The following is a 20,405-nucleotide window of genomic DNA, read 5'->3' as shown; positions in this document are numbered from 1 at the left end:
AGCGAAAACAGGATTCAGACACGCCCTCCCTATCTTGAAGCGCTAGCTTCTACTGGCCCAATTCCATCTTTGCCGCTTCCAGCGCCTGCTCCAAATCCCCGATCAGGTCGTCGACATGTTCAATGCCGACGGAGAAGCGGAGAAGCCTGTCGTCGACACCTACTGCTCTGCGTATCTCTTCCGGTATATCGGCATGCGTCTGTACAGCCGGATAAGTCATCAACGACTCTACGCCGCCCAGACTCTCGGCGAATGCGATTAGCCGGATATGGCGCAGCACCGGCTCTACGTAACGGGCATCCTTCAAGCGGAAGGAGAAAATGCCGGTATTGCCCGATGCTTGCCGCTTCTGAATCTCATGGCCGGGATGATGCGGCAGCGCCGGATAATAGACATCCTCGACAGCAGGATGCTCCAGCAAATATTCCGCAATTCTCGTCGCATTGTATTCATGACGTTCCATGCGGAGCGCAAGCGTCTTCATGCCGCGCATAAGCAGCCAGGAATCCTGCGGTCCCAGCACCGCGCCGATGGAATTATGCAGGATGGCCATCTCCGAGGACAGCTCCTCGCCCTTGGTGACGATGAGTCCCGCAAGCACATCGTTATGACCGCCCAGATACTTGGTTGCGCTGTGCACGACGATATCCGCCCCCAGCTCGATTGGCCGCTGCAAGTAAGGCGTCAGCAGCGTATTGTCCACGATCGTCAGAAGTCCCTTGCTCTTGGCCCAGCCGCATACCCGCTCCAGATCCGTTATCATCATAAGGGGATTGGTGGGCGTCTCGATCAATAACGCTCGCGTATTGTCCTGCAACGCAGCCGTCATGCCGTCGATATCGTTCGTATCCACATAAGCAGCGCTAACGCCGAATCGGCTCATAATTCTTTCCAGCAGCCGGTAAGTGCCGCCGTACAGGTCTAGAGATACGATGAGGTGATCGCCTTGACTGAAGTAAGCGAATACTGTCTGCAGCGCCGCCATGCCGGAACTGCACGCGAAGGCGGCATCCCCCTTCTCTAGCTGAGCCGCTGCTTCCTCCAGCACCGCACGTGTCGGGCTCTTCGTGCGGGAATAATCGAAGCCTGTGCTCTGTCCCAGCTTGGGATGCCGGAATGCGGTCGCTTGATAGACGGGACAGCTTACCGCACCCGTCTCGGGGTCCGCTTGCGAACCGATTTGCGCCAACTGACTTTCCATTTTCATAGCCTGATCGCCACTCCTATTCTTCATCTATATACCGCCGCCCAGCTCATATGGGGTTTGCTGGTATACATAATAATTGAGCCAATTGGAATACAACAGGTTGGCATGCGCTCTCCACGTCGATAGCGGCATCGCCGACGGATTATCGCCCGGGAAGTAATTGCGCGGCAGCGCGCATGTCATCCCTTTGGCAATATCCCGGTCATATTCGTATTTCAGAGAGGTCGGATCGTATTCGGAATGACCGGTCACGAATATTTGGCGACCGTCCTTCGAGGCTACGATGTAGACGCCCGCCTCCGGAGACTCCGACAATATCTCCAGCCCGTCAATTCCCGCAATATCCTCGCTGCGCACTTCCGTATGACGCGACTGCGGAACGAAGAACAGCTCGTCGAACCCTCTAAGCAGCGGTACGTTGCGCTTCTCGATCGTATGGGTGAAGACGCCGAACATCTTCTCCTCCAGCTCGTACTTCGGCACGCCGAAGTGATGGTACAAGCCCGCTTGCGATGCCCAGCATATGTGGAAGGTGGACGTCACATGACGCTTGCTCCAGTCCATAATCGTCTTCAGCTCTTCCCAATACGTCACTTCCTCGAACGGCAGATGCTCCACGGGAGCACCCGTAATGATCATCCCGTCGAAGTATTGATGCGCAATCTCGTCGAAGGTTTTGTAGAACGACTCCAGATGCTCCGTGGACGTGTTCTTGGATGTATGCGTGGCGGGATGCAGCAGCACCACCTCCACCTGAAGCGGCGTATTGCCGATCAGCCGCAGCAATTGCGTCTCCGTCGTTTCCTTCGTAGGCATCAAATTCAATATCGCTATGCGCAATGGACGGATATCCTGATGATAGGCTACGCTTTCGTCCATGACAAATATATTCTCGTTCGTTAGTATTTCCTTTGCCGGCAAATGGTCTGGCACTTTAATCGGCATCGCCCATCACTCCTCTTGGTCGTTAAGTTGATTTCCAATCCACCGCCAACCAATTCGAAAAAGGCCCTTTCTGCTGAGAGAAGGGGCCACACGTAAACAATGGACCTCTCTCATCTCTCAGAAACTGTTCGTTTCCGCAAGAATTAGCACCGTGCTTCATGCCGGTTGCCGGGCTTCATAGGGCTAGTCCCTCCGCCTGCTCTTGATAAGAAAGTTACCTATTCTTTTGTCGCGGTTCTAAATAGAGGTTGTTCAAAAAGCCCACTTTTGATCACGAAGTAGTCTCATCCAATCTTCTCGGTGCTGAAAACCGGGATTTTTGAACATGTACTAATTAGCTTATACTTTAATGCATTCTGCAATCGCCGTCAAGCGTCGGCTTGCATAAGTTGTATGAAGGGGAATCGGCCCCATTTTCTCCTTGAATGATAAGCGGTCACAGGAGTATACTAGACAAGGATTGACATGAAGGAAATAAATGAGGACAAAAGGGGTGTATGGCGATAATGGAAGGGGACGAACGAACAGTCCGGGACATCAACTGCCAGGCAGTCTGCCGGCATAGACTCTGCTGCAGCCCATTCGCTATAGAAACCCTGCACTTCGATTAAGCAGTATGCCGGAGTGAACAGGGCGATGAAGCGCAATCTGGCATGCGGCTTGCCCGCCGGCAGTCTCCTGCAAGAAGCGAGAGGAGATACTGCGAATGAAAATCAGACATGTAAGCAATGGCGTATTCAGCACGGTTGAACATATTGAACAGACCCTTGTCGCACCGGCAGAGGGCTTCTATTGGATTGATGCCGACGTGGAGGATCTCGTAGAGCTTCAACCGCTGTTCGGCATGCACGATCTGGCCGTGGAAGATTGCTTGAATGAAGAAGAGCAGCGTCCGAAGATCGAAATATACGAGCATCATTATTTCATCGTCATTAACAGCATTCGGTTCGACGACGAGGAGATATTCCTGCGGGCTCTGAACATCTTCCTGGGCAAGCATTATATTATTACCGTCACGAAACAAAAAATCAACGAGCTTCGCACATTAAAGCCGATTCTGTGGGAGCAGGAGGTCAGCCGGCCCGATCAGTTCCTGTATCATCTGGTCGATCTGGTCGTAGACAATTACTTCCTGGTCGGCGATCGCATCGATACGCGCATCGAGACGCTGGAAGAAGACATTCTTATGCATACGAAGAAATCCCACCTGAACGAAATCATCGGCTTGCGAGGCGAGATTCTTTGGGTGAAGAAGGTGCTTGGTCCGCAGCGCGAGGTCATCGCTACCTTGAACAAAAAAGAGCTGAAGCTCATCGACGACCAGCTGCAGAAATACTTCAGCGACGTCTACGAGAACGCACTGAAAATCGCGGAATCGTTCGATACGTACCGCGACCTGATGGGCAACCTTCGCGAGGCGTACCAGTCCTCCCTGTCCAGCCGGGCCAATGAAATCATGCGTGTCTTTACAGCCATTACGACGATATTCATGCCGCTGACCTTCATTACCGGCATATACGGCATGAACTTTGACAGCATTCCCGGGCTGCATTTCCGCTATGGCGCATATGTTTTACTTGGTATCATGCTGCTGCTCGGTTTGTGCATGGCAATTATTTTTCGCAAGAAGGAGTGGCTGTAGCGCCATTCCTTTTTTTGATGGAAATCGAATTATTCGCTATAATGAGAAAGCCAGTGTGCTTTCGGCTGTTGAAAGGGGGAATGACTGGCTATGAATATGAGCCAACTTGAAACACTGCTCACCATTTCCAAAACGATGAGCTTCCGCAAGGCTGGCGAGCTGCTTAACTTGACTCAGCCCGCGGTATCCGCTCAGATCAAGAGCTTGGAAGACGAATTCAAGACGGTGCTGATCGACCGCAATCAGCCCGTTACGTTAACGGACCACGGTAAAGTATTCCTGGAGCATGCAGAGCAGATACTCTCTATCGTGGAAGAGCTGAAGATGAAGCTGTCCGATTTAAATCAGACGCCGCAAGGGCATATTATATTGGGAACGACTGCATCCATAGCCGTACAAATATTGCCGCGAGTGCTGTCCTACTTCCAAAACCAGTATCCGCTTATAAAAACAACGATTTATACGATGCCATCCACGCAAGTGATGAACAGTGTCGAGAGCGGCACGCTGGATGTAGGCATTACTTACTTGTCAGAGAAAATTCCCAATATCGATTCATCCATCCTTTATTATGACACGTTCGAGCTTGTCGTCTCGCCCGACCACCCCTTAAGCCATTTGAATCATACCACCATCGACAAATTAAAAGACGTGCCGATGATCATGCTTGCACCCGACACGCTAGGCCGCCGCTTCGTGGACGGCATCTTCAACAAATACAATGTACAACCGAATATCGTGATGGAGTTGTCCAGCAGCGAAGAAATTAAGCGTATGGTGGAGATTGATCTTGGCGCCGCTATCGTATCCAAGCTTTCGATTCCCAATGAATTGAAGCTGGGCACGCTCAAGATGATTAAGGTGAATGAACTGGAGACGCCCCATCCCGTCGGTGTCGTGTACAAGTCGGGCCGTTATTTGAATACGGCCATGCAGCAATTTCTGAGCGATTTGAAAGGAATGCCTGAGCATCACTTCATAAGCAGCGAGTAGATGAGGAGGAATGGTAAGATGAAATTCGATTTACATACCCATCATATCAGATGCGGCCATGCGGACGGCAACATTGAAGATTATATTGTGGCAGGGATGGATGCGGGGCTAAAGGTCATCGGCATATCCGATCATAGTCCGTTCTTCTACCACGATGAGGATCAGCCTTTCCCCGGAATCGCGATGGCCACGAGCGACCTTCGCAATTATGTGGAAGAAGTACTGCGACTCAAGCGGAAATACGAAGGCCGCATCGAAGTGCTGCTGGGCATGGAGTCGGACTTCTTCCCGGATCATGCCGAAGTGTATCGGGAAGTTTACCGGGACATCCCCTTCGATTACTTGATCGGTTCGGTGCATCAAGTCGGGGGCGTCAGCATATTCAATCGCAACCGATGGAAGAAGCTAGACGAAGCGGACCATGTTGCGGAGAAGGAAACGTATTATGATCTGATCAAGCAATCCGCGCGCAGCGGCATGTTCGATATACTGGGACATATCGATGCGATGAAAGGCTATTATCCCGCCTTCTCCGATATACCCGCTGCGGAGAGCATTGACGACTGCTTGCGGACAATCGGCGAGTGCGGCGTCTCGATCGAGATCAACACGTCTGGCAGCACAAAGGATGTAGGCGGCTGGTATCCGTCTGACGACATTCTGGAGCGGGCGCTCCACTTCGGCGTTAACGTCACCTTCGGGTCAGATGCGCACGTTCCCGGACGCGTCGGCGACGAATGGGAGCTCGTGGCGAAGCGGCTGAAGGAAATCGGCTTTAGGCAATGGCTGTTCTACCGCCAGCGGAAGCCCGTCGTTGTGCCGCTTTAATACAGCACACCCCTTTAGCAGGAGCACCTCCCTTTCCGCCTGACCGGTGGCCAGGGAGGTTTTTTTGGAATCTTGATTGCCTTGCATAAACGCTGAGGTATCTTAACCTTAGGAGGGGCGCTATTAGTGGGGCTATGCGATCATTTTGAGCGATAGCGCACATTCTCCACTCATTTTTGATGGCTATGTTAGCAATATGAGCGATAGAAGGTTACTTTCAAATGAGACGTGGCACTTTAGCTGGGCTATGTGATCATTTTGAGCGATAGCACTCTCTTTTTGCTAATTTTCAGGTGCCATGTGACCATTTTGAGCGATGGTAGGTTACTTTCAGTTGCCCAGACAAAAAAAAGCGGACCCGCTCTCTGCAGGTCCTCAATATATTATATGAAAAGGGGGTCTTGCCACTATAATACCCCCTGGATGTGAAATGGACGTAACAGAAACATTTCATTTGTGTAACAAATGCTGGAGTGTGATCGGACATGTGGCTGTGGATGGCCATTCGCGACGAACAGTCTTGTCGTGGCCGCCGGAGCCATTATCGTCTACAAGGAGAAGCTGACAGCCATGCAATGGCTGGCGTTCTGCTGCATGATTGCCGGACTTGTCGTCATTCGGCTTTGATTGCACTTACTTTTTGTTCGTAAATATGTTACAATGTTTATTAAGAAACGGGGTGATAGCATTGGATTACTCTACAATGTGCCCAAGGTACGAAGCCGCGGCCGATCTGCTAGGGAAGAAATGGACAGGAAGAATTATACGTGTCTTGCTCGGGGGGCCGAAACGGTTCAAGGATATGAAGGAGCAAATTCCGGAGATGAGCGACAAGATGCTTACAGACCGCATGAAGGAGCTGGAGACATTAGGCATTGTCAATCGCCAGGTGTATCCAGAGATGCCGGTGCGGATCGAATACGAGCTGACGGATAAAGGAAGAGACCTCAAGCCTGTCATTGAATCCATCCAAAAATGGGGAGAACAATGGATGTAACGGCTACCGGAACCTATAAATGCCTAAGTCATGAAGGACAGAAGCCTCTAACCCTCTTTATCGAGGAGCTAGAGGCTTTCTTGTTGACTATCTCATCGCATTAATGCATCATCCAGCCGCCGTCCACGTTAATCGTCTGCCCGGTCAGGAAGTCGCTATCAGCGGATGCGAGAAATACAAAGCTCCCCTCCAGATCGGAGCAGTTCATTCGCCGCGCGAATGTCTGACGATCTGCCAGAAAATCCTCAATGCCGATCAGCGCCTCAGCCCCCACCTTCTCCTCCTCTGTCTCCGTCCAGACGGCTCCCGGCGTAATGCAATTCACAGTGATGCCATGTTCTCCAACTTCCCGCGCCAGCGCACGGGTGAAGCCGACGACTGCGCCCTTGGAAGCGACATAATGAAGGAAATCCGCTTGTCCGGTAAAAAAGGTGATGGAAGAAACGTTGATGATCTTGCCGTATTGATTGGCTTTCATGGACGGAAATACCGCTTTCGCGCACAAAAACTGCGATTTGACATTGACCTTCATAATATGGTCCCACTCATCGGACGAAATTTCATACCACTTCTTCCGAGGATCGATCGCCGCATTGTTAACCAAAATATCGATCTTGCCGTAGCGGCGAACCGTCTCGTCGACCATCTCCTGCACTTCATCTTCAAGGGACACATCCGCTTGATGGAAGAACGCCTCGCCTCCCATCCTCCTGATCTCCTCTACAAGGTTATGCCCATGATCGGCGTGAGCGATGTCGTTAACGACAACGCTCGCTCCTTCCTGGGCGAAGCGCTTCGCAATCGTCGCACCAATGGAGCGCGCAGCTCCGGTAATAATGACCGTTCTACCTTCTAACCTCATGCTTGCTGCCTCCTCGTTCATGAGCAAGATCCGCCATCCAATGCGGGACGTGCCGATCGCGTATATTGCAATAATGCCCCCTTATGCTCAAGCTTGGGGGGAGCCCACTTGCCAAGGCGCCGTTCGATAATGGCTGCAATTTCATCAGGGGCCTGCTCCTTGCCGTCCGTACCCACGATGTCGATTGAACGGTTCGGGATATCGATCACGATCATATCATTGTTCTGCACCACGGCGATAGGGCCGCCGTCAAGCGCTTCCGGCCCCAAATATCCGACGCAAGGTCCCCTCGTAGCCCCGGAGAATCTGCCGTCCGTCACCAATGAAGTCGTGCGTGACAGCTCCGGATCGGATGCGATCAGCTCCGACATGAAGAACATCTCCGGCATGCCGACCGCCTTCGGCCCTTGATAGCGAATAATAATGATATCGCCGGGCACAATCTCCTTCGCCAGAAGCGCATCCACCGCCGCACGCTCCGAATCGAACACTTTGGCCGGGCCTCTATGTACTTGCATCTCTTGGACAACCGCCGACTTCTTGATCGTACACCCCTTCGGAGCCAGGTTCCCCTTCAATACGGCAAGCGAACCTTCCTTCTTCAACGGCTTCTTGAACGGATAGATGACGTTGCGCCGATTCAGCTTGTAATTCGCCAGGAACATCTCTGCGAATCCAGGCATTTCATTGTTGCGGAATGCTTCCAGATTATCACGAATTGTGTGTCCGGTCACGGTTAATTGGTCCAAGTGAAGTTCATTCTTCAGTTCAAGCATGACTGATGGAACACCTCCCGCATACCAGAACAGCTCGGTTGGATATTGGCCCGCCGTCTTCGTATCGACGAGCACCGGTATGCTGCGATGGATGCGGTCGAACGTGTCTGCTTCAAGCTCAATCCCGATCTCCCTGGCTACCGCAATAAGATGCATAACCGCATTCAACGATCCGCCGACGGCGGAATGAATCATGATTGCATTCTCGAATGCCTCGCGCGTCAATATGCGAGATGGCGTGATTCCTCCCTCGACAAGACGCATCACCTGCTGCCCGGCTGCACGTGCCGCTCGCTTGATCTCGGCATTCGTCGCCGGAATAAGCGCCGACCAAGGCAGCGCCAACCCAAGCGCTTCCGCCATCACCTGCATCGTAGCCGCCGTCCCCATATATTGGCACGCCCCGCAGGTGGGACAGCAAGAACGCTGGAATGCCAGAAATTGCTCCTTCGTCATTTTATTCTGATCGACTTCCACGCTCATATGCCACAGCTCTTCATTGGAACGCATGCAGGGTCCCGCGCCCATAGCGCCACCCGGCACATGAATGGCGGGGATATTAAGCCGTGCGATCGCCATAAGATGCGCAGGCACAGCCTTGTCTCCCGCCGATGACAATACCATCGCATCGAATGGCGTAGCCATTGCGTGAATCTCGACCATCGACGCAATCATATCCCGGGACAGCAAGGAATAGTGCATGCCGTTGTGTGCTTGCGCAACCCCATCGCAAATATCGGTCGTCGTATACAGCGCGGGCTTCCCCCCCATTTGAAATACGCCTTTCTCAATCTCGCCTACCAGTTCGCCGAGATGATAGGAACTGGGATGACTGGCCCCATGCGTGCTCTCGACAAGCACTTGCACTTTGTCCAGATCTTCGACCGACCAGTCCATCGACATCCGCAGCGCATCGCCTTCAAAGCTGATTTTCCGTACCTTCTGGCTTTCCAATTCCCTTCTGCTATCCATCTACTTCCCCGCCTTTCCCTTGCTGCCGCTCTCCGCGCTTGACCAATGGAAGGTCTGTTCGAACGGATACATCGGCCTCTCAATTCTGTTGTATGGCAGCGATAACAAATTGGCCGTGCTGCTGCCGGGCGTATCCAGAATATAGATGCGGTCGGACAGCTTCTCATACTCCGCCCGGAATTGATTCGCCGACTTCACCATGACCATATCGTAGACCAACGGCTCCAGCCCCATAGAACGATACATGGCAGGATCTCCCGTAAAGGTGGGCTTCTCGGACAACAGCACCGTTATCGTGCCAACCTGGAAGACGACGCATCTTCCCATATCGCCGACCGTATTCTCGGCATAGCCCTGCCCGAAGCGAAACTTCCCGTCCCCGATTCGTCTTACGGTACCTTCCACGAATAGCGGTTCGCCTCCGCTTGTATGCACCGAGTAACCCAGGCTGAGCTTTATCGCGGTTCCGACTCCCGATGCAATTGCCTTGTCAACTGCTGGAGCATCGACCATCGTCATCAGGCAAGTAAGCGTATGCTCCATTCCCATGTCAAGCAACCGCTTCAGCACTGCATTGCTGTCTCCTGTGGAGCCGGCTCCGGGACTGTCCGCCGAATCGGATACAACAACCGGAGCCCCGCTCGGACAGGATAATGCAAGCGCCACAGCCTCCTCCACAGAATATAGCTGTACATCGAACTGCTCCCTTAACTGCCATGCCAGATCGGCCAGCCGCTCCGCTTCCTTCTGTGCACTGCACTCGTCGGCTCCGACGACGACGGATGCGAAGCCCATCTCCTGGATATCCAGCCAAGGCTGAACCGGGAACAGCGATGTCGCAATCGCATCTCCCGACTGCTCCCCCTTGACCGCCTCCCTCCATAATTCGGCGAACGGTCCATGCATCGTCTGACCGTTCTCTGCGGGCACAATCATCGGCACCTTCACCATTGCCACGGCAGGAGCGACTCCCCGACGCATGATCGAGAACAGCAGCTTTGCCGCTCGCGATCCGGTCTGGACAAAATCAATATGGGGAAACGTTCGGAATCCAATAAGTCCATTGACTTGCTGAATCATCCTCCGAGTCACGTTGGCATGAAGATCCAGTGAAATCACGAGCGGCACATCCTTGCCTATGACGCTTCGTATTACACCAAGCAATTCTCCTTCTACATCGTCGCAGCCCTCCGCCACCATCGCCCCATGAAAAGCAAAGAAGACCCCGTCGTAATCTCCTGCCTTACGCAGATGGTCTTCCAAAAGCAGCTTCAGCTCTTGAAGCGCTTCCCGCTTGAATACGCCGGATGAGACCGCATGACCGAACAAAGTAGGAATGCATGTGACACCTTCTTCTCTCGCTGCTTGATAGAAGCCGTTAATCTCATTGGCAACGTTCATCTTCTCCAATTCCTCGCCTTGCACGAACAATTGACTTCGGAAATCATCCATTGTGCTCGGAGACGGACTGAATGTATTGCTTTCCTGCGAAATTCCTCCGACCAACACCCGCAATGTCCTCCACCGCCTTATCGATTTCATTTTACGGTTTAACTATACACCCGAATTGTATGATTGTCTACAATCTTACATATTACATTTGGGATGTCGTCTATAATACTGTTTACTTCCTTCTTTCATTTCAGTACTATAAAAGATACGAACAATGAAGCTATGAAAGAGAGCAGGTAAGTGATATGAGTGATTTCCGATTCGAAGAACAAAAAACAACATCGCTTCGCCATAAAATTACAGATGAAATCCGCAAAGCCATCTTCCAGGGCAAGCTGAAGCCTGGCGACCGCCTACGCGAAGCGGAAATGGCGAAGCAGATGGGGGTAAGCAGAGGCCCGATTCGCGAAGCCCTCCGCATGCTGGAGCAGGAAGGCGTGCTCTACTCACAGCCGTACAAGGACACGATGGTAGCAGAGATTTCCCGTGAGGAAGTAACGGAAGTGCTGCTTCCAATGCGGTTGACGCTGGAGACGTTCGCGATACGCAAGGCGCTGCCCGCTCTTGATGAGCACCATAAGGCGAACCTAGTCCAATTGGTCGACGATATGAGGAAAGCGGCCGCAGACAACGATCTGTACAGGCTTGCGGATAGCGATCTGGCCTTTCACGAATACTTGCTGACGATGTCGGAGACGCCGAACATACTAGGCATATGGAGTTCCATCTACAATCGAATCCGATTGCATTTTATCGTGGAGGGACAGACCTACGACGATTTCACCCCAGTTCTGCAAGGACATGAGCTGCTGCTGAACACGATTCTCGATGGTAACATGGACAAAATAAAAAAACAGCTTGAGCAGCATATATTGGTCGAGACCACTGTCGGATGACTCCGGCAAGGCTAAATATCGTGGATGCGAAAAAAAGGTTATCCTGACGAAGCACTTGTTAGTGCTTCGCCGGATAACCTTTTCTTCTAGCAGGACGGGATCATACATCCTTCGCATTCCGTTTGCTTTAGATTAAGCCCGCCTTCTCCAGTAGCCGTTGTACAATGACCGCGATTTCGGCATTGGTCAAGGAAGCGTCAGGAGATAGTTCATACTGGCTTCTGCCTCTGATTATGCCGAGCTTCACATTCAAGGCAATGCTATCCATTGCCCAGTCGGAGGCCAGCTCAACATCGCTGAACTGCTGCAGCAGTTCTGCTGCTTCCGTGTCAGTAAGCTCGCCCTGCAAGCCTGCGATCTGCATCGCATGAGCCATCAGTACCATAGCCTGCTCCCGCGTCATCTTCTCTTCGGGACGGAAGGAGCCGTCTTCATAACCTTTCAGCAGCCCGTATTGATAGGCGGTCGCCACTGCTGCATAATAGGCATCTTGCGCAGATACGTCTCCGAATGGAGCGTCGTCGCTTACGGAAGGGAGTCCAAGCGCCTTGACGATAATCGCGGCAACCTCTTCACGCGTAACGTCCTGATCCGGCATGTAGCTTCCATCGTCAGAACCTTTAACGACCATACGCGAGCCCATCTCGTTGACGGCGTCTCTTGACCAATGATCGGATACATCGCGGTATTGCGTAGGATTGCTAATTACCGCATATGTACCGTTCAGCATGCTGTTTATTTTGACGAAGAACTGTCCATTCATCTCCACAACTTGCGTAGGAACATGATGGTAAGTCCCGTCCGGATTAATGATTATCGCTGTTGCTATACGATCCGCGTCGGATTCCGCTATCGCAATGAATCGTTCCACATAAGTTGCATACAGCTCTACAGGAACCATGCGATCATCATACTGAGCGCTCACGCCAAATCGCATCGGCGGAACTGCCAGCTCATAACCGCCTTCTTCCGCAGCTTGCTCGATCAGGCTAACGCTCTCATCGGACACCATCTCCATCTCGATGGAAATGGTCAGCTTGTCTAGTTGGAATTGCGCTCCCGCTTGACGCGCCAAAGCAGTCAAGTTCAGCTGATCGGCTGGAAGCCGGTAAGTCCCTTCATCGGTCGTCACCTCAAGCAATGCCTGCTTCAGAATCAATTGCTTCATCACTTCTCCGTTAAGTACGCTTACCCATGCATCCGCAGAGATGGAGATCGGAATGCGGATGACGACACCTTCGTCGGAGACGGCAAGCCGCTTCAACAGCTCCTCTTCGTTCACTGACAATATTGCCTTGCTGCGACCGTTGCTCTTGTCCGTCTTGATGGTGCCGATAAGATACTTGACCCCATCGATGAATACTTCGACATTATCGTCTGCATCCGGCTGCGAAGGCTCCGGATTGGACGGCGTCTCTCGCGAAGGCGTAACCCCATTCGACGGGGCGGAAGGCGCGCTTTCTCCTGCGGCGTTCACGGCTATTACGACGAACGTATATATCGTTCCATTCGTCAAGCCCTGAATCTTGATCGGACTATCAGCGCCGAACGCTTCGATATTGCCCGGAGAGGATATCACCTTGTAGCCCGTTATCTCGCTGCCTCCGTTATCCTCGGGTGCAGTAAATAGAACAATCGCTTGTCCGTCTTCCGAAATGGCTCGAACCTCCCGCGGAGCTGAAGGAACCGTCAGCGGAGTGGCGGATGCTTCATTGGAAGCGGCGCTGACTCCTCCTTCATTCCCAGCCTCCACTTTGAAATAATAAGTGGTCCCGTTCTGAAGCGAGTTCATGGTGTAGGTGCTGTCGGTGACGGTAACATCGGGTATTGCACTGTAAGCGCCGGGTGAAAGCGCTTTATAGACGTTATAGTACGTAGCGCCTGTTACCGTATCCCAATTCAACAATACAGTTGTATTGCCTGCTTGAGCGGACAGATTCTGAGGATTGGCCGGCGCATCTGGCAAGTTGACAGCTTGCGTCACCTGGAAGGCGACAGGCGTCATATTGTCTGCGCTAACCATTACCGTCCCTGTATAAGTACCGGCGGACAGTCCATTGTTCGCTTGAACGGTAAAGGCCGTAGAAGGCTCGCCATCGTTCAGCGTCTGGAGCTGCGGTTGCGTGACGATAAAGTCCGTACTATCCACCGATACAGACAAGTTGTTCAGATCCTGATTGCCGGTCCGCGTAATCGTAACGGTCTTCGACTCTTGCGTACCATCCCCGTAATGCAACATCAATGGCGCAGCCGACCAATTCGCAATTGGAGCGATCGTATAGGTCGGGATCGGCAGAATCGTTACGCTCACATCGAACGTCTGTTGCATAAAGTCGTCGTCAGTTACTTTGAACGTCTCTGTATAAGTCCCGGGAGTGAGAGACAGATTCGGACGGATGCTGAAGTCTGTTATAGTTAAGCCTTGTCCCAACGCATCCGGATCGATCGTTCCGATCGTGAAGTCGCTGTCGGCTCCCGCGTTCGATGCCACTGTCAGACCCGTAATTGCACTAGGGCCTATCTTTGTCAGCGTGATCGCTGCTTCGATGTTATCTACGGCATCCTCCGTATAGCCTTCCGTCAGCGTCGGGAATGTCAGCGAGCTGGTCGATAGCTGCACATCCGTCATGTAGTCGCGCTGAATCGTCACAGTCACATCGAACGTTTTAAGAATGCCGTCGTCAGCAGATACGGTGAACGTCTCCGTATAAGTCCCGGGAGTGAGAGACAGATTCGGACGGATACTGAACAATGTAACAGTCAAGCCTTGTCCCAGCGCATTCGGATCGACCGCTCCGAGCGTGAAGTTGCTGTCGGCGCCCAAGTCGGGTTTTACTGTCAGACCACTAATGGCGCTATGCCCGCTTTTCTCCAGTTTAATTTCCTGAGCAATTCCGTCTACAGCTGCGCTGTCATAGCCTTCTATCAACATCCCAAGCGGCAGTAAGCTAGGAGACACTGTCAGGTTGGTCGTGGGATCGCGCAATATCGTTACCTTCACATCAAACGTCTCATGAATGCCATTGTCTGCCGTAATGGTGATTGTCTCCGTATACGTACCAGCTGGCAGACTTAAAGCCGGCTTAATGATAAATTGAATTGAAAGTACCCCTGGCTGAAAGACATTATGAGGCACCGGCTGTACTGCAAAACTAGAATTGGCTCCGCCACTTGCCGTTACACTAAAATTCGTAATATCCCCCGATCCATCTTTCGCCACAAAGATGTTCATACCAATACCCACGGTGTCCATAAAGCTGTAGCCTTCCGTCAGACTCTGGAATGTCAGAGTCCCTGTTTCCGATACAGTTATCCCTGTTGCCGGTGCCAACGGATCCGCCGAAGCACTCCCCATCCCTCCAACGTTGACGATTCCAATGAGATAACAGAGAACAATAAACGAAGTGAATCCCTTTCTAAAAATGAAATTTCGGCGATTAGCCTTCATCCATATACACTCCTCCTAGCAGAATAATTAACACTAATTACCATCTATTAATTACCAACTTCCCCCCTTCGACAATTATAGTCAATTCCTCCTATGCTGGCTATAAGAAAATAATCATTTATAGTAAAGTAATATTATTGTAAAAACAAAAAGAACCCTATAATCATGATTATATGATTACAGGGTCCTAGTATATCGAGCTTCTATTGACGTGTCGCTTCGAACACAAATGCTTGCCCGGAATGGCCAGGCTGCTCCCCGAGCTTAAAATCTGCAGATACAATCACATCTCTGAAGCCGATGTCCGCCAGCACGAGCTTGAATTCCTCCACACCGTACCAACGAAGTGCAAATCGCTGCAATTCCGTCTGAACTAATGCTCCGTCGCGCCACTTCTCATACTTCAAATGGGATACGGTATATTGATGGAGGAAATCCGCCTCGACCAGCTTCTCCTCCAACGTAATAATCTCTCCGCCAGGCATATGGAATGTTGAGGTTCCTGCAAATTTACCGCATTGGAAGTCGGTGTCGGGCAGGAACAAATCCAGAATGAGCCGCCCTCCCGGCAGCAAATGCTCGTAAAGACGCCGCAAGGCAAGCAGAGACTGCTCGCGCTGTTCGATCAGCAGGAAGGAGCCGCTTGGAATAATGATCGCTTCATAGCGATGCGGCAAAGCAAGCTCCTGCAAGCCGGACTCGTACAAGTCCGCTGTCAGCCCCCTGTCCTCGCAACGCTTGCGACAGCTTGCCAGCATATCGGGAGAATAGTCCACTCCGTCTACTGCAAGACCGGCCTCCAGCAACGGAATCATCACCCGCCCCGAACCGGCCATAGCTTCCAATATGCGACCGTTGCAGCCCTTGAGCCGCTCTACATAATAATCGATATCCCCATTAATGGACTGACCGATCGCCTTCGTATGATCATATACTTCCGTGCATAACGGCCCGTAATTGCTGAATGACATCATGTATCTCCTCCTCATCTGCTACTAGATGGAAGTATACATCATATCAGCCGAACCTTGTGAGGAATAATTGCTTATAATCGTTCTGTCTGCTATTCTCTCTAGCTTCGCAAAAAGCTTAAGCACGCGACCGGCTTCCGCCCGACAACCAATTCCCCTTCTCTCACATACCCTTCCTCGCGCCCTTCAAGCTCCTTAATGACCCGCTTCCGCCAAACCTGCAGTTCGTCCGCCCGCTCCGCGTCATTGGCAAGGTTATGCTTCTCCTGCGGATCGGACGCAAGATCGAACAACTGCTCTTCTCCCGTCTGCGAGTACCAAATATATTTCATCCGACCGTCTGTCGCATAATGATTGGACAGATCGCCGTAAGCATGCTCGCCATGAATATACGCGCGCCAATCTGCGGCCTGTCCCGCCCCGACAGAAGCAACGCTGCGCCCCTCCACTGACTCCGGGATTGGAGCTCCGGCCGCTTCCAGCAGCGTTGGCATAATATCCCTCAGCTCGACGACCTCGCTCGCCGTATATCCCGGCTTCAGTCCCAATGCGCCTGTCGGATCATAGAGAATGAACGGGACCTTCGCACTGCCTTCATAAGCCAGCGCCTTGCGGAAGTAGTGATGATCGCCCATCATCTCGCCGTGATCGGAAGTGAACAGTACGATCGTATTGCGCTGAAGCCCGTATTCCTGAAGCGCATCCAGCAGGCGGCCGATCTGATCGTCCAGATGGGTGATCAACGCGTAATAAGCGGCGCGCGCGCGATTCATGCGGCGCGCGGGAATGTTGCCGCGAAGCGCAGTAGGATCGCTGCCGGAACGTTCCACCGCCCCCCGATCGACCCAGTCGCCTACAGGCAGCTCCGGCATCGGCAAGTCCTTGTACATATCGAAATAAGCCTGCGGCGGATCGAATGGCGGATGCGGACGTACGAACGAGCTCCATAAGAAGAACGGCTTGCCGGGATCGCGCCTGCGCAGAAAGTCGATCGATTGGGTTACGGTCCAATTCGTCGGATGGAGCGCTTCCGGAAGATGCCACGGTCTCGCTACCGTGGATGCGTTGCAGTCCAGTCCCAGATCGGTCATATCCAGCTCCGCTCCCGCCTTCTCGCGCAGCCAGTTCAAGTAATCGTCGACTTGATTGAAGTGCTCCGACGCAGATGTCCCCGTCTTGTCACGGTTGTAATGCGTATAGCCGTCATGCAGCACAATGTTATGGAAGCCGCACAGGTTGCGAGCGGGATACACATGCATTTTGCCTACGCACTGGGTATGATAGCCCGCCTTCGCCAGCTCGCCCGCCACCGTATGCTCATAGCGCCACTCCACCTTGTCCAGATAGCCGACGCGCCCATGGGAGCGCTGGCTCATGCCGGTCATAATGGCGGCTCTTGCGGGAATGCAGGAAGGGGTGGCGCTATAAGCGTTGCTGTACAATACCCCTTGGCGTGCCAGCCTGTCCAGATTCGGCGTCTCCACGACGGAATGGCCAAGCGCGCTTAAGCAATCGAATCGCATCTGATCAACGGTAATTAACAGCAAATTGGGTTTCAACCTGGAATCTCCTCCGATGTTTGAGACTTAATCAATCGTCACTAATATAGCAAGTTTGCATGGTTTGTCAATTGCTGCCGTATGCCGGTATCACGCAATAAGCTTCGTTTTCTTCGCATTTTCCGCCGATTTCTTGATCAAGCCGCTTAATGGACGCTTCAGCAAGAGCGCCAGCAAGAAATTCAGTCCCACGAACGAAAGCAGACAGAGGATATCTCGCAGCGCCGTGGACCATAATATGCCTCCTACGCTTTCTCGAAGCAAGCTGATCGCATAAGTAAACGGCATGAACGGATTTAATGCCTGAAAGAACGGCAAGGTCATACTGACAGGGAACGTGCCTCCCGAGCTTGAGAACTGGAAGACCATGAATATAATCGCAATCCCTTTGCCTACGTTACCGAATACGGATAACAAGGTGTACGTTATCGTGACGAACACCAGACTGACCAGCATTGCGAACAAAATATAAGCCAGCTTGTCCGCAACGTACGTTTTTAGAATAAACAGATTGCCAAGTGTAATGCTCAGCCCTTGCAGCATTCCAATTGTCACGAATGTTCCCCAGCGGCCGAAATATAACTGGTACGGCTTATACTGGCCTTCGACATTGTCAGGCTCCGCTTTCAGCAAGGAGATCAGCAGGGTCGCCCCTACCCATACGGACAATATGACATAGAATGGAGCCATCGCCGATCCGTAATTCGGAATCGCATATCGCCTGTTTTCCTTAATGAGCACGGGACTCGCCAGAAATTCGCTCTCCTTCTGAATGTCGCCGCGCAGCAGCTTGGCCAGCTCTGCAAAGTGATTGTTCGCTTCCACCTCTCGCAGCTTGTCGGCTGCCATCATTACCGCTTCCTCCAGCTGCGGCAGATCGTTCCTGACCAATCCGGAGACGGTATGAATGCCCTCTTCCAGCTCGGGGAGCTTATGCTTCACAAAATCAGCCAAGGCAGTCAGCCCTTGCTCCGCACGCGGCAAGTCTTGTTGAATGAAGCGATCCGCTTCGGCAAGCTTCTTCGTAATAACAGGCAACGATTCCTGGATGACCGGAACCACTTTATTGACGGTTTGAATGAACGACTGCGTTCTCTCCTGCAACGTCTCGGTCAATTCATTCAGCTTCGCTTTCGCGGCTGGCAGCTCACTTTCCAGCCTTGTCAACTGCTCCAGACCATACTCGAGCCCCAGCTCCGCCTCCTGCAATATCGCTTCCAGCTCCGGCAGCTTGTCTGTGAACTTGTTCAATTCACCTGTTGCAGCCGAGGCCAAAGTAGTGAGCCTCTCGATCGCCATTTGAAGCTTTGGCACGATATCGCTGTCGTATACGGCAATGATTCCAGACAACGTATCGCTCGTTTTCGATGCCAGATCGTGAAGTCGTTCCACTTTTTCTCTCACGGGATCAAGTCCGTTTTCCAGCGCTTTTTCTATTTCGTCCAATAGACCGATTTGCGTCTGTATGCGCTCTTGCGTCGATTGAAGCTGCTCGATGCGATCTTGGAGCGGCTGACCGGGAATATGCTCGTTCATCCGCGACAACAAGGCGATCGTATGATCCATGATCCGGGTAACGACAGCCAGGCCCGACTTTACTTTATGTACTTCTTCAGCCGTCGGCATCTGCTCCGGATCAGCCGACAGCAATCGTGCACTAATGGCGGAGACCGTATCTGCTGCTTGCTGCACCAGAATCAAATTATTTTTGACGGACGGAGCTACAATATCGAGTGCGGCTCGATTAGCGGTGAGAAATTCCTCCAATTGGGTTCCGAAGGCGCTTCCCTTCGCGGCAAGCTCGCCAAGACGTTCCAATCCTTGCTGCGCTTCCGTTACAACCGTTAACGCTTTTTTCGACTTGTCGATCGCGTCTCCCATTACACCGTAAACTTGATCGAAGTTGTCGTTCAGCTTCTGTACGCGCGCAGCGGCGCGCTCAAGCTCCGGCAACTTCTCCTGCATGGCCAATATATGCTGGATCGTCTCGCTCCACTTTGGCCATTGCTTGTTAAGCTCCGTAATTTGAGCGGCAGTCTGATTGATCTCGGGAATTTTTTTCTCCACCTCGACGATCAGTTGAGCCTTCTCATGAATAACGGGCAGCTTCGTCTCCAGCTCCAGCACCTTCTGTCCTGCGGCATGGATTTGCGGCAGATGCGCCTCCAGCTCGAAGATGCCGCCCTCTACTTTACGCAGAGTGGGGAGCTGCTCCTCGATCATGACGCCGGCCTCCGCCAGCTTCGTCATCAAGGTCTCGCTTACGGCTTCCGTGAAGCTTTCGTTGATTTGCTTGGCAATGGTCGACACGCCGGAGGAGGTGATCTTGGGCGCTATTGCATTCACTTTCTCATTCACGGTATAAATCACTTCGGGACGATCCAGCTTCCCCTTCACAATGCCCGTAATTCGTGCAGAGAAATCCTCGGGAATCAGAATGCTCGCATAATAGGTGCCGCGATCCACTCCCCTCTCCGCTTCTTCCGCGCTGACGAACGTCCAGCCCAGTTTCTTGTTCTCCGCCAGACTCTCCATTAATTCGGCGCCAATATTAATTTCTATCCCTTCAATCGTCGTACCGGCATCCTCGCTCGTTACGGCCACGCTAATGCCCTGCGTATTGGCATAAGGGTCCCACACGGATTTAATATTCACCCAAGCATAAAGACAAGGCAGCATAATAATAGCCGCAACTAGAAATATCCCCGTCGGAACTTTAAATAAATGAAGCCAATCCGATTTATAGATTCGCCATATCCCTCTCATCCTGTCATCACCTGTATCTGTAAATTGTGCATGCCTCTCCTTTAAGATAACCTACTTTCATCATCTCATCAGGCAATGGCAATCGTTATTT

15 protein-coding genes and 1 riboswitch are annotated in these 20,405 nt (G+C 52.2%); of the genes, 6 read left to right on the top strand and 9 right to left on the bottom strand.

The features are described 5' to 3' along the window. Positions 1–49: 49 nt before the first annotated feature. Both M6D81_RS14200 and metA read right to left on the bottom strand, forming a co-directional pair. Positions 50–1,207, bottom strand: a complete 1,158-nt coding sequence (locus M6D81_RS14200; RefSeq protein ID WP_262677557.1) for a PLP-dependent transferase — start codon at positions 1,205–1,207, stop codon at positions 50–52. 27 nt (positions 1,208–1,234) lie between these two features. Then, complete coding sequence (metA, locus tag M6D81_RS14195) at positions 1,235–2,152, bottom strand: homoserine O-acetyltransferase MetA (protein WP_262677556.1); 918 nt, start codon at positions 2,150–2,152, stop codon at positions 1,235–1,237. Between the two features lie 107 nt (positions 2,153–2,259). Next, positions 2,260–2,364, bottom strand: a riboswitch (SAM riboswitch). A 494-nt stretch (positions 2,365–2,858) separates the two neighbouring features. On the opposite strand from metA, the gene corA reads away from it, so the two are divergent. The 5 genes from corA (at position 2,859) to M6D81_RS14170 (ending at position 6,612) form a co-directional block, all read left to right on the top strand. Next, on the top strand, positions 2,859–3,794 hold the full coding sequence (gene corA, locus M6D81_RS14190; RefSeq protein WP_262677555.1) for a magnesium/cobalt transporter CorA: 936 nt from the start codon (positions 2,859–2,861) through the stop codon (positions 3,792–3,794). A 90-nt stretch (positions 3,795–3,884) separates the two neighbouring features. Next, positions 3,885–4,787, top strand: a complete 903-nt coding sequence (locus M6D81_RS14185; RefSeq protein ID WP_262677554.1) for a LysR family transcriptional regulator — start codon at positions 3,885–3,887, stop codon at positions 4,785–4,787. Positions 4,788–4,805: 18 nt separating this feature from the next. Beyond that, positions 4,806–5,615: a histidinol-phosphatase gene (locus M6D81_RS14180; protein WP_262677553.1), complete on the top strand. Its 810-nt coding sequence runs from the start codon at positions 4,806–4,808 to the stop codon at positions 5,613–5,615. Positions 5,616–6,080: 465 nt separating this feature from the next. Beyond that, entirely contained in the window at positions 6,081–6,242 is a 162-nt protein-coding gene (locus tag M6D81_RS14175) for a hypothetical protein (protein WP_262677552.1), read from the top strand. 61 nt (positions 6,243–6,303) lie between these two features. Then, positions 6,304–6,612, top strand: a complete 309-nt coding sequence (locus M6D81_RS14170) for a winged helix-turn-helix transcriptional regulator (protein ID WP_317259126.1) — start codon at positions 6,304–6,306, stop codon at positions 6,610–6,612. 100 nt (positions 6,613–6,712) lie between these two features. On the opposite strand, the gene M6D81_RS14165 is transcribed toward M6D81_RS14170, so the two are convergent. From M6D81_RS14165 to M6D81_RS14155, 3 genes are read right to left on the bottom strand one after another with little or no spacing between them, the layout of a single operon-like run. After that, on the bottom strand, positions 6,713–7,474 hold the full coding sequence (locus tag M6D81_RS14165; RefSeq protein ID WP_262677550.1) for an SDR family NAD(P)-dependent oxidoreductase: 762 nt from the start codon (positions 7,472–7,474) through the stop codon (positions 6,713–6,715). Between the two features lie 17 nt (positions 7,475–7,491). Then, positions 7,492–9,222: a dihydroxy-acid dehydratase gene (ilvD, locus tag M6D81_RS14160; protein ID WP_262677549.1), complete on the bottom strand. Its 1,731-nt coding sequence runs from the start codon at positions 9,220–9,222 to the stop codon at positions 7,492–7,494. Next, entirely contained in the window at positions 9,223–10,731 is a 1,509-nt protein-coding gene (locus M6D81_RS14155) for a M81 family metallopeptidase (RefSeq protein WP_262677548.1), read from the bottom strand. A gap of 188 nt (positions 10,732–10,919) precedes the next feature. On the opposite strand from M6D81_RS14155, the gene M6D81_RS14150 reads away from it, so the two are divergent. Next, positions 10,920–11,570 carry a GntR family transcriptional regulator gene (locus M6D81_RS14150; protein WP_262677547.1) on the top strand — a complete coding sequence of 217 codons (651 nt, stop codon included), beginning with the start codon at positions 10,920–10,922 and terminating at the stop codon, positions 11,568–11,570. 127 nt (positions 11,571–11,697) lie between these two features. On the opposite strand, the gene M6D81_RS14145 is transcribed toward M6D81_RS14150, so the two are convergent. The 4 genes from M6D81_RS14145 to M6D81_RS14130 form a co-directional block, all read right to left on the bottom strand. Next, positions 11,698–15,018 (bottom strand): S-layer homology domain-containing protein, encoded by a 3,321-nt coding sequence (locus M6D81_RS14145; RefSeq protein ID WP_262677546.1) that lies wholly within the window; start codon positions 15,016–15,018, stop codon positions 11,698–11,700. Positions 15,019–15,221: 203 nt separating this feature from the next. Next, on the bottom strand, positions 15,222–15,989 hold the full coding sequence (locus tag M6D81_RS14140) for a class I SAM-dependent methyltransferase (protein ID WP_262677615.1): 768 nt from the start codon (positions 15,987–15,989) through the stop codon (positions 15,222–15,224). A gap of 101 nt (positions 15,990–16,090) precedes the next feature. Continuing rightward, positions 16,091–17,548, bottom strand: coding sequence for an arylsulfatase (locus M6D81_RS14135; RefSeq protein ID WP_262677545.1), 1,458 nt, complete (start codon positions 17,546–17,548; stop codon positions 16,091–16,093). Positions 17,549–17,638: 90 nt separating this feature from the next. Beyond that, the gene (locus M6D81_RS14130) at positions 17,639–20,314 is read right to left on the bottom strand and encodes a YhgE/Pip domain-containing protein (protein WP_262677544.1); all 2,676 of its coding nucleotides are present in this window, start codon (positions 20,312–20,314) and stop codon (positions 17,639–17,641) included. Between the last annotated feature and the right edge of the window lie 91 nt (positions 20,315–20,405).

It is taken from the genome of Paenibacillus sp. J5C2022, assembly GCF_025567625.1.
In the GTDB taxonomy this organism is placed as follows: domain Bacteria; phylum Bacillota; class Bacilli; order Paenibacillales; family Paenibacillaceae; genus Pristimantibacillus.
Note: the sequence above shows the minus strand (reverse complement) of the source record. Positions and strands in the feature narration are given on the sequence as shown.

Coding starts and splice junctions, on each gene's coding strand:
- corA (WP_262677555.1), top strand. CDS start 2,859: ATGAAAATCAGACATGTAAGCAATGGCGTATTCAGCACGGTTGAACAT.
- M6D81_RS14185 (WP_262677554.1), top strand. CDS start 3,885: ATGAATATGAGCCAACTTGAAACACTGCTCACCATTTCCAAAACGATG.
- M6D81_RS14200 (WP_262677557.1), bottom strand. CDS start 1,207: ATGAAAATGGAAAGTCAGTTGGCGCAAATCGGTTCGCAAGCGGACCCC.
- M6D81_RS14140 (WP_262677615.1), bottom strand. CDS start 15,989: ATGTCATTCAGCAATTACGGGCCGTTATGCACGGAAGTATATGATCAT.
- M6D81_RS14180 (WP_262677553.1), top strand. CDS start 4,806: ATGAAATTCGATTTACATACCCATCATATCAGATGCGGCCATGCGGAC.
- metA (WP_262677556.1), bottom strand. CDS start 2,152: ATGCCGATTAAAGTGCCAGACCATTTGCCGGCAAAGGAAATACTAACG.
- M6D81_RS14175 (WP_262677552.1), top strand. CDS start 6,081: ATGCTGGAGTGTGATCGGACATGTGGCTGTGGATGGCCATTCGCGACG.
- M6D81_RS14165 (WP_262677550.1), bottom strand. CDS start 7,474: ATGAGGTTAGAAGGTAGAACGGTCATTATTACCGGAGCTGCGCGCTCC.
- M6D81_RS14130 (WP_262677544.1), bottom strand. CDS start 20,314: ATGAGAGGGATATGGCGAATCTATAAATCGGATTGGCTTCATTTATTT.
- M6D81_RS14145 (WP_262677546.1), bottom strand. CDS start 15,018: ATGAAGGCTAATCGCCGAAATTTCATTTTTAGAAAGGGATTCACTTCG.
- ilvD (WP_262677549.1), bottom strand. CDS start 9,222: ATGGATAGCAGAAGGGAATTGGAAAGCCAGAAGGTACGGAAAATCAGC.
- M6D81_RS14150 (WP_262677547.1), top strand. CDS start 10,920: ATGAGTGATTTCCGATTCGAAGAACAAAAAACAACATCGCTTCGCCAT.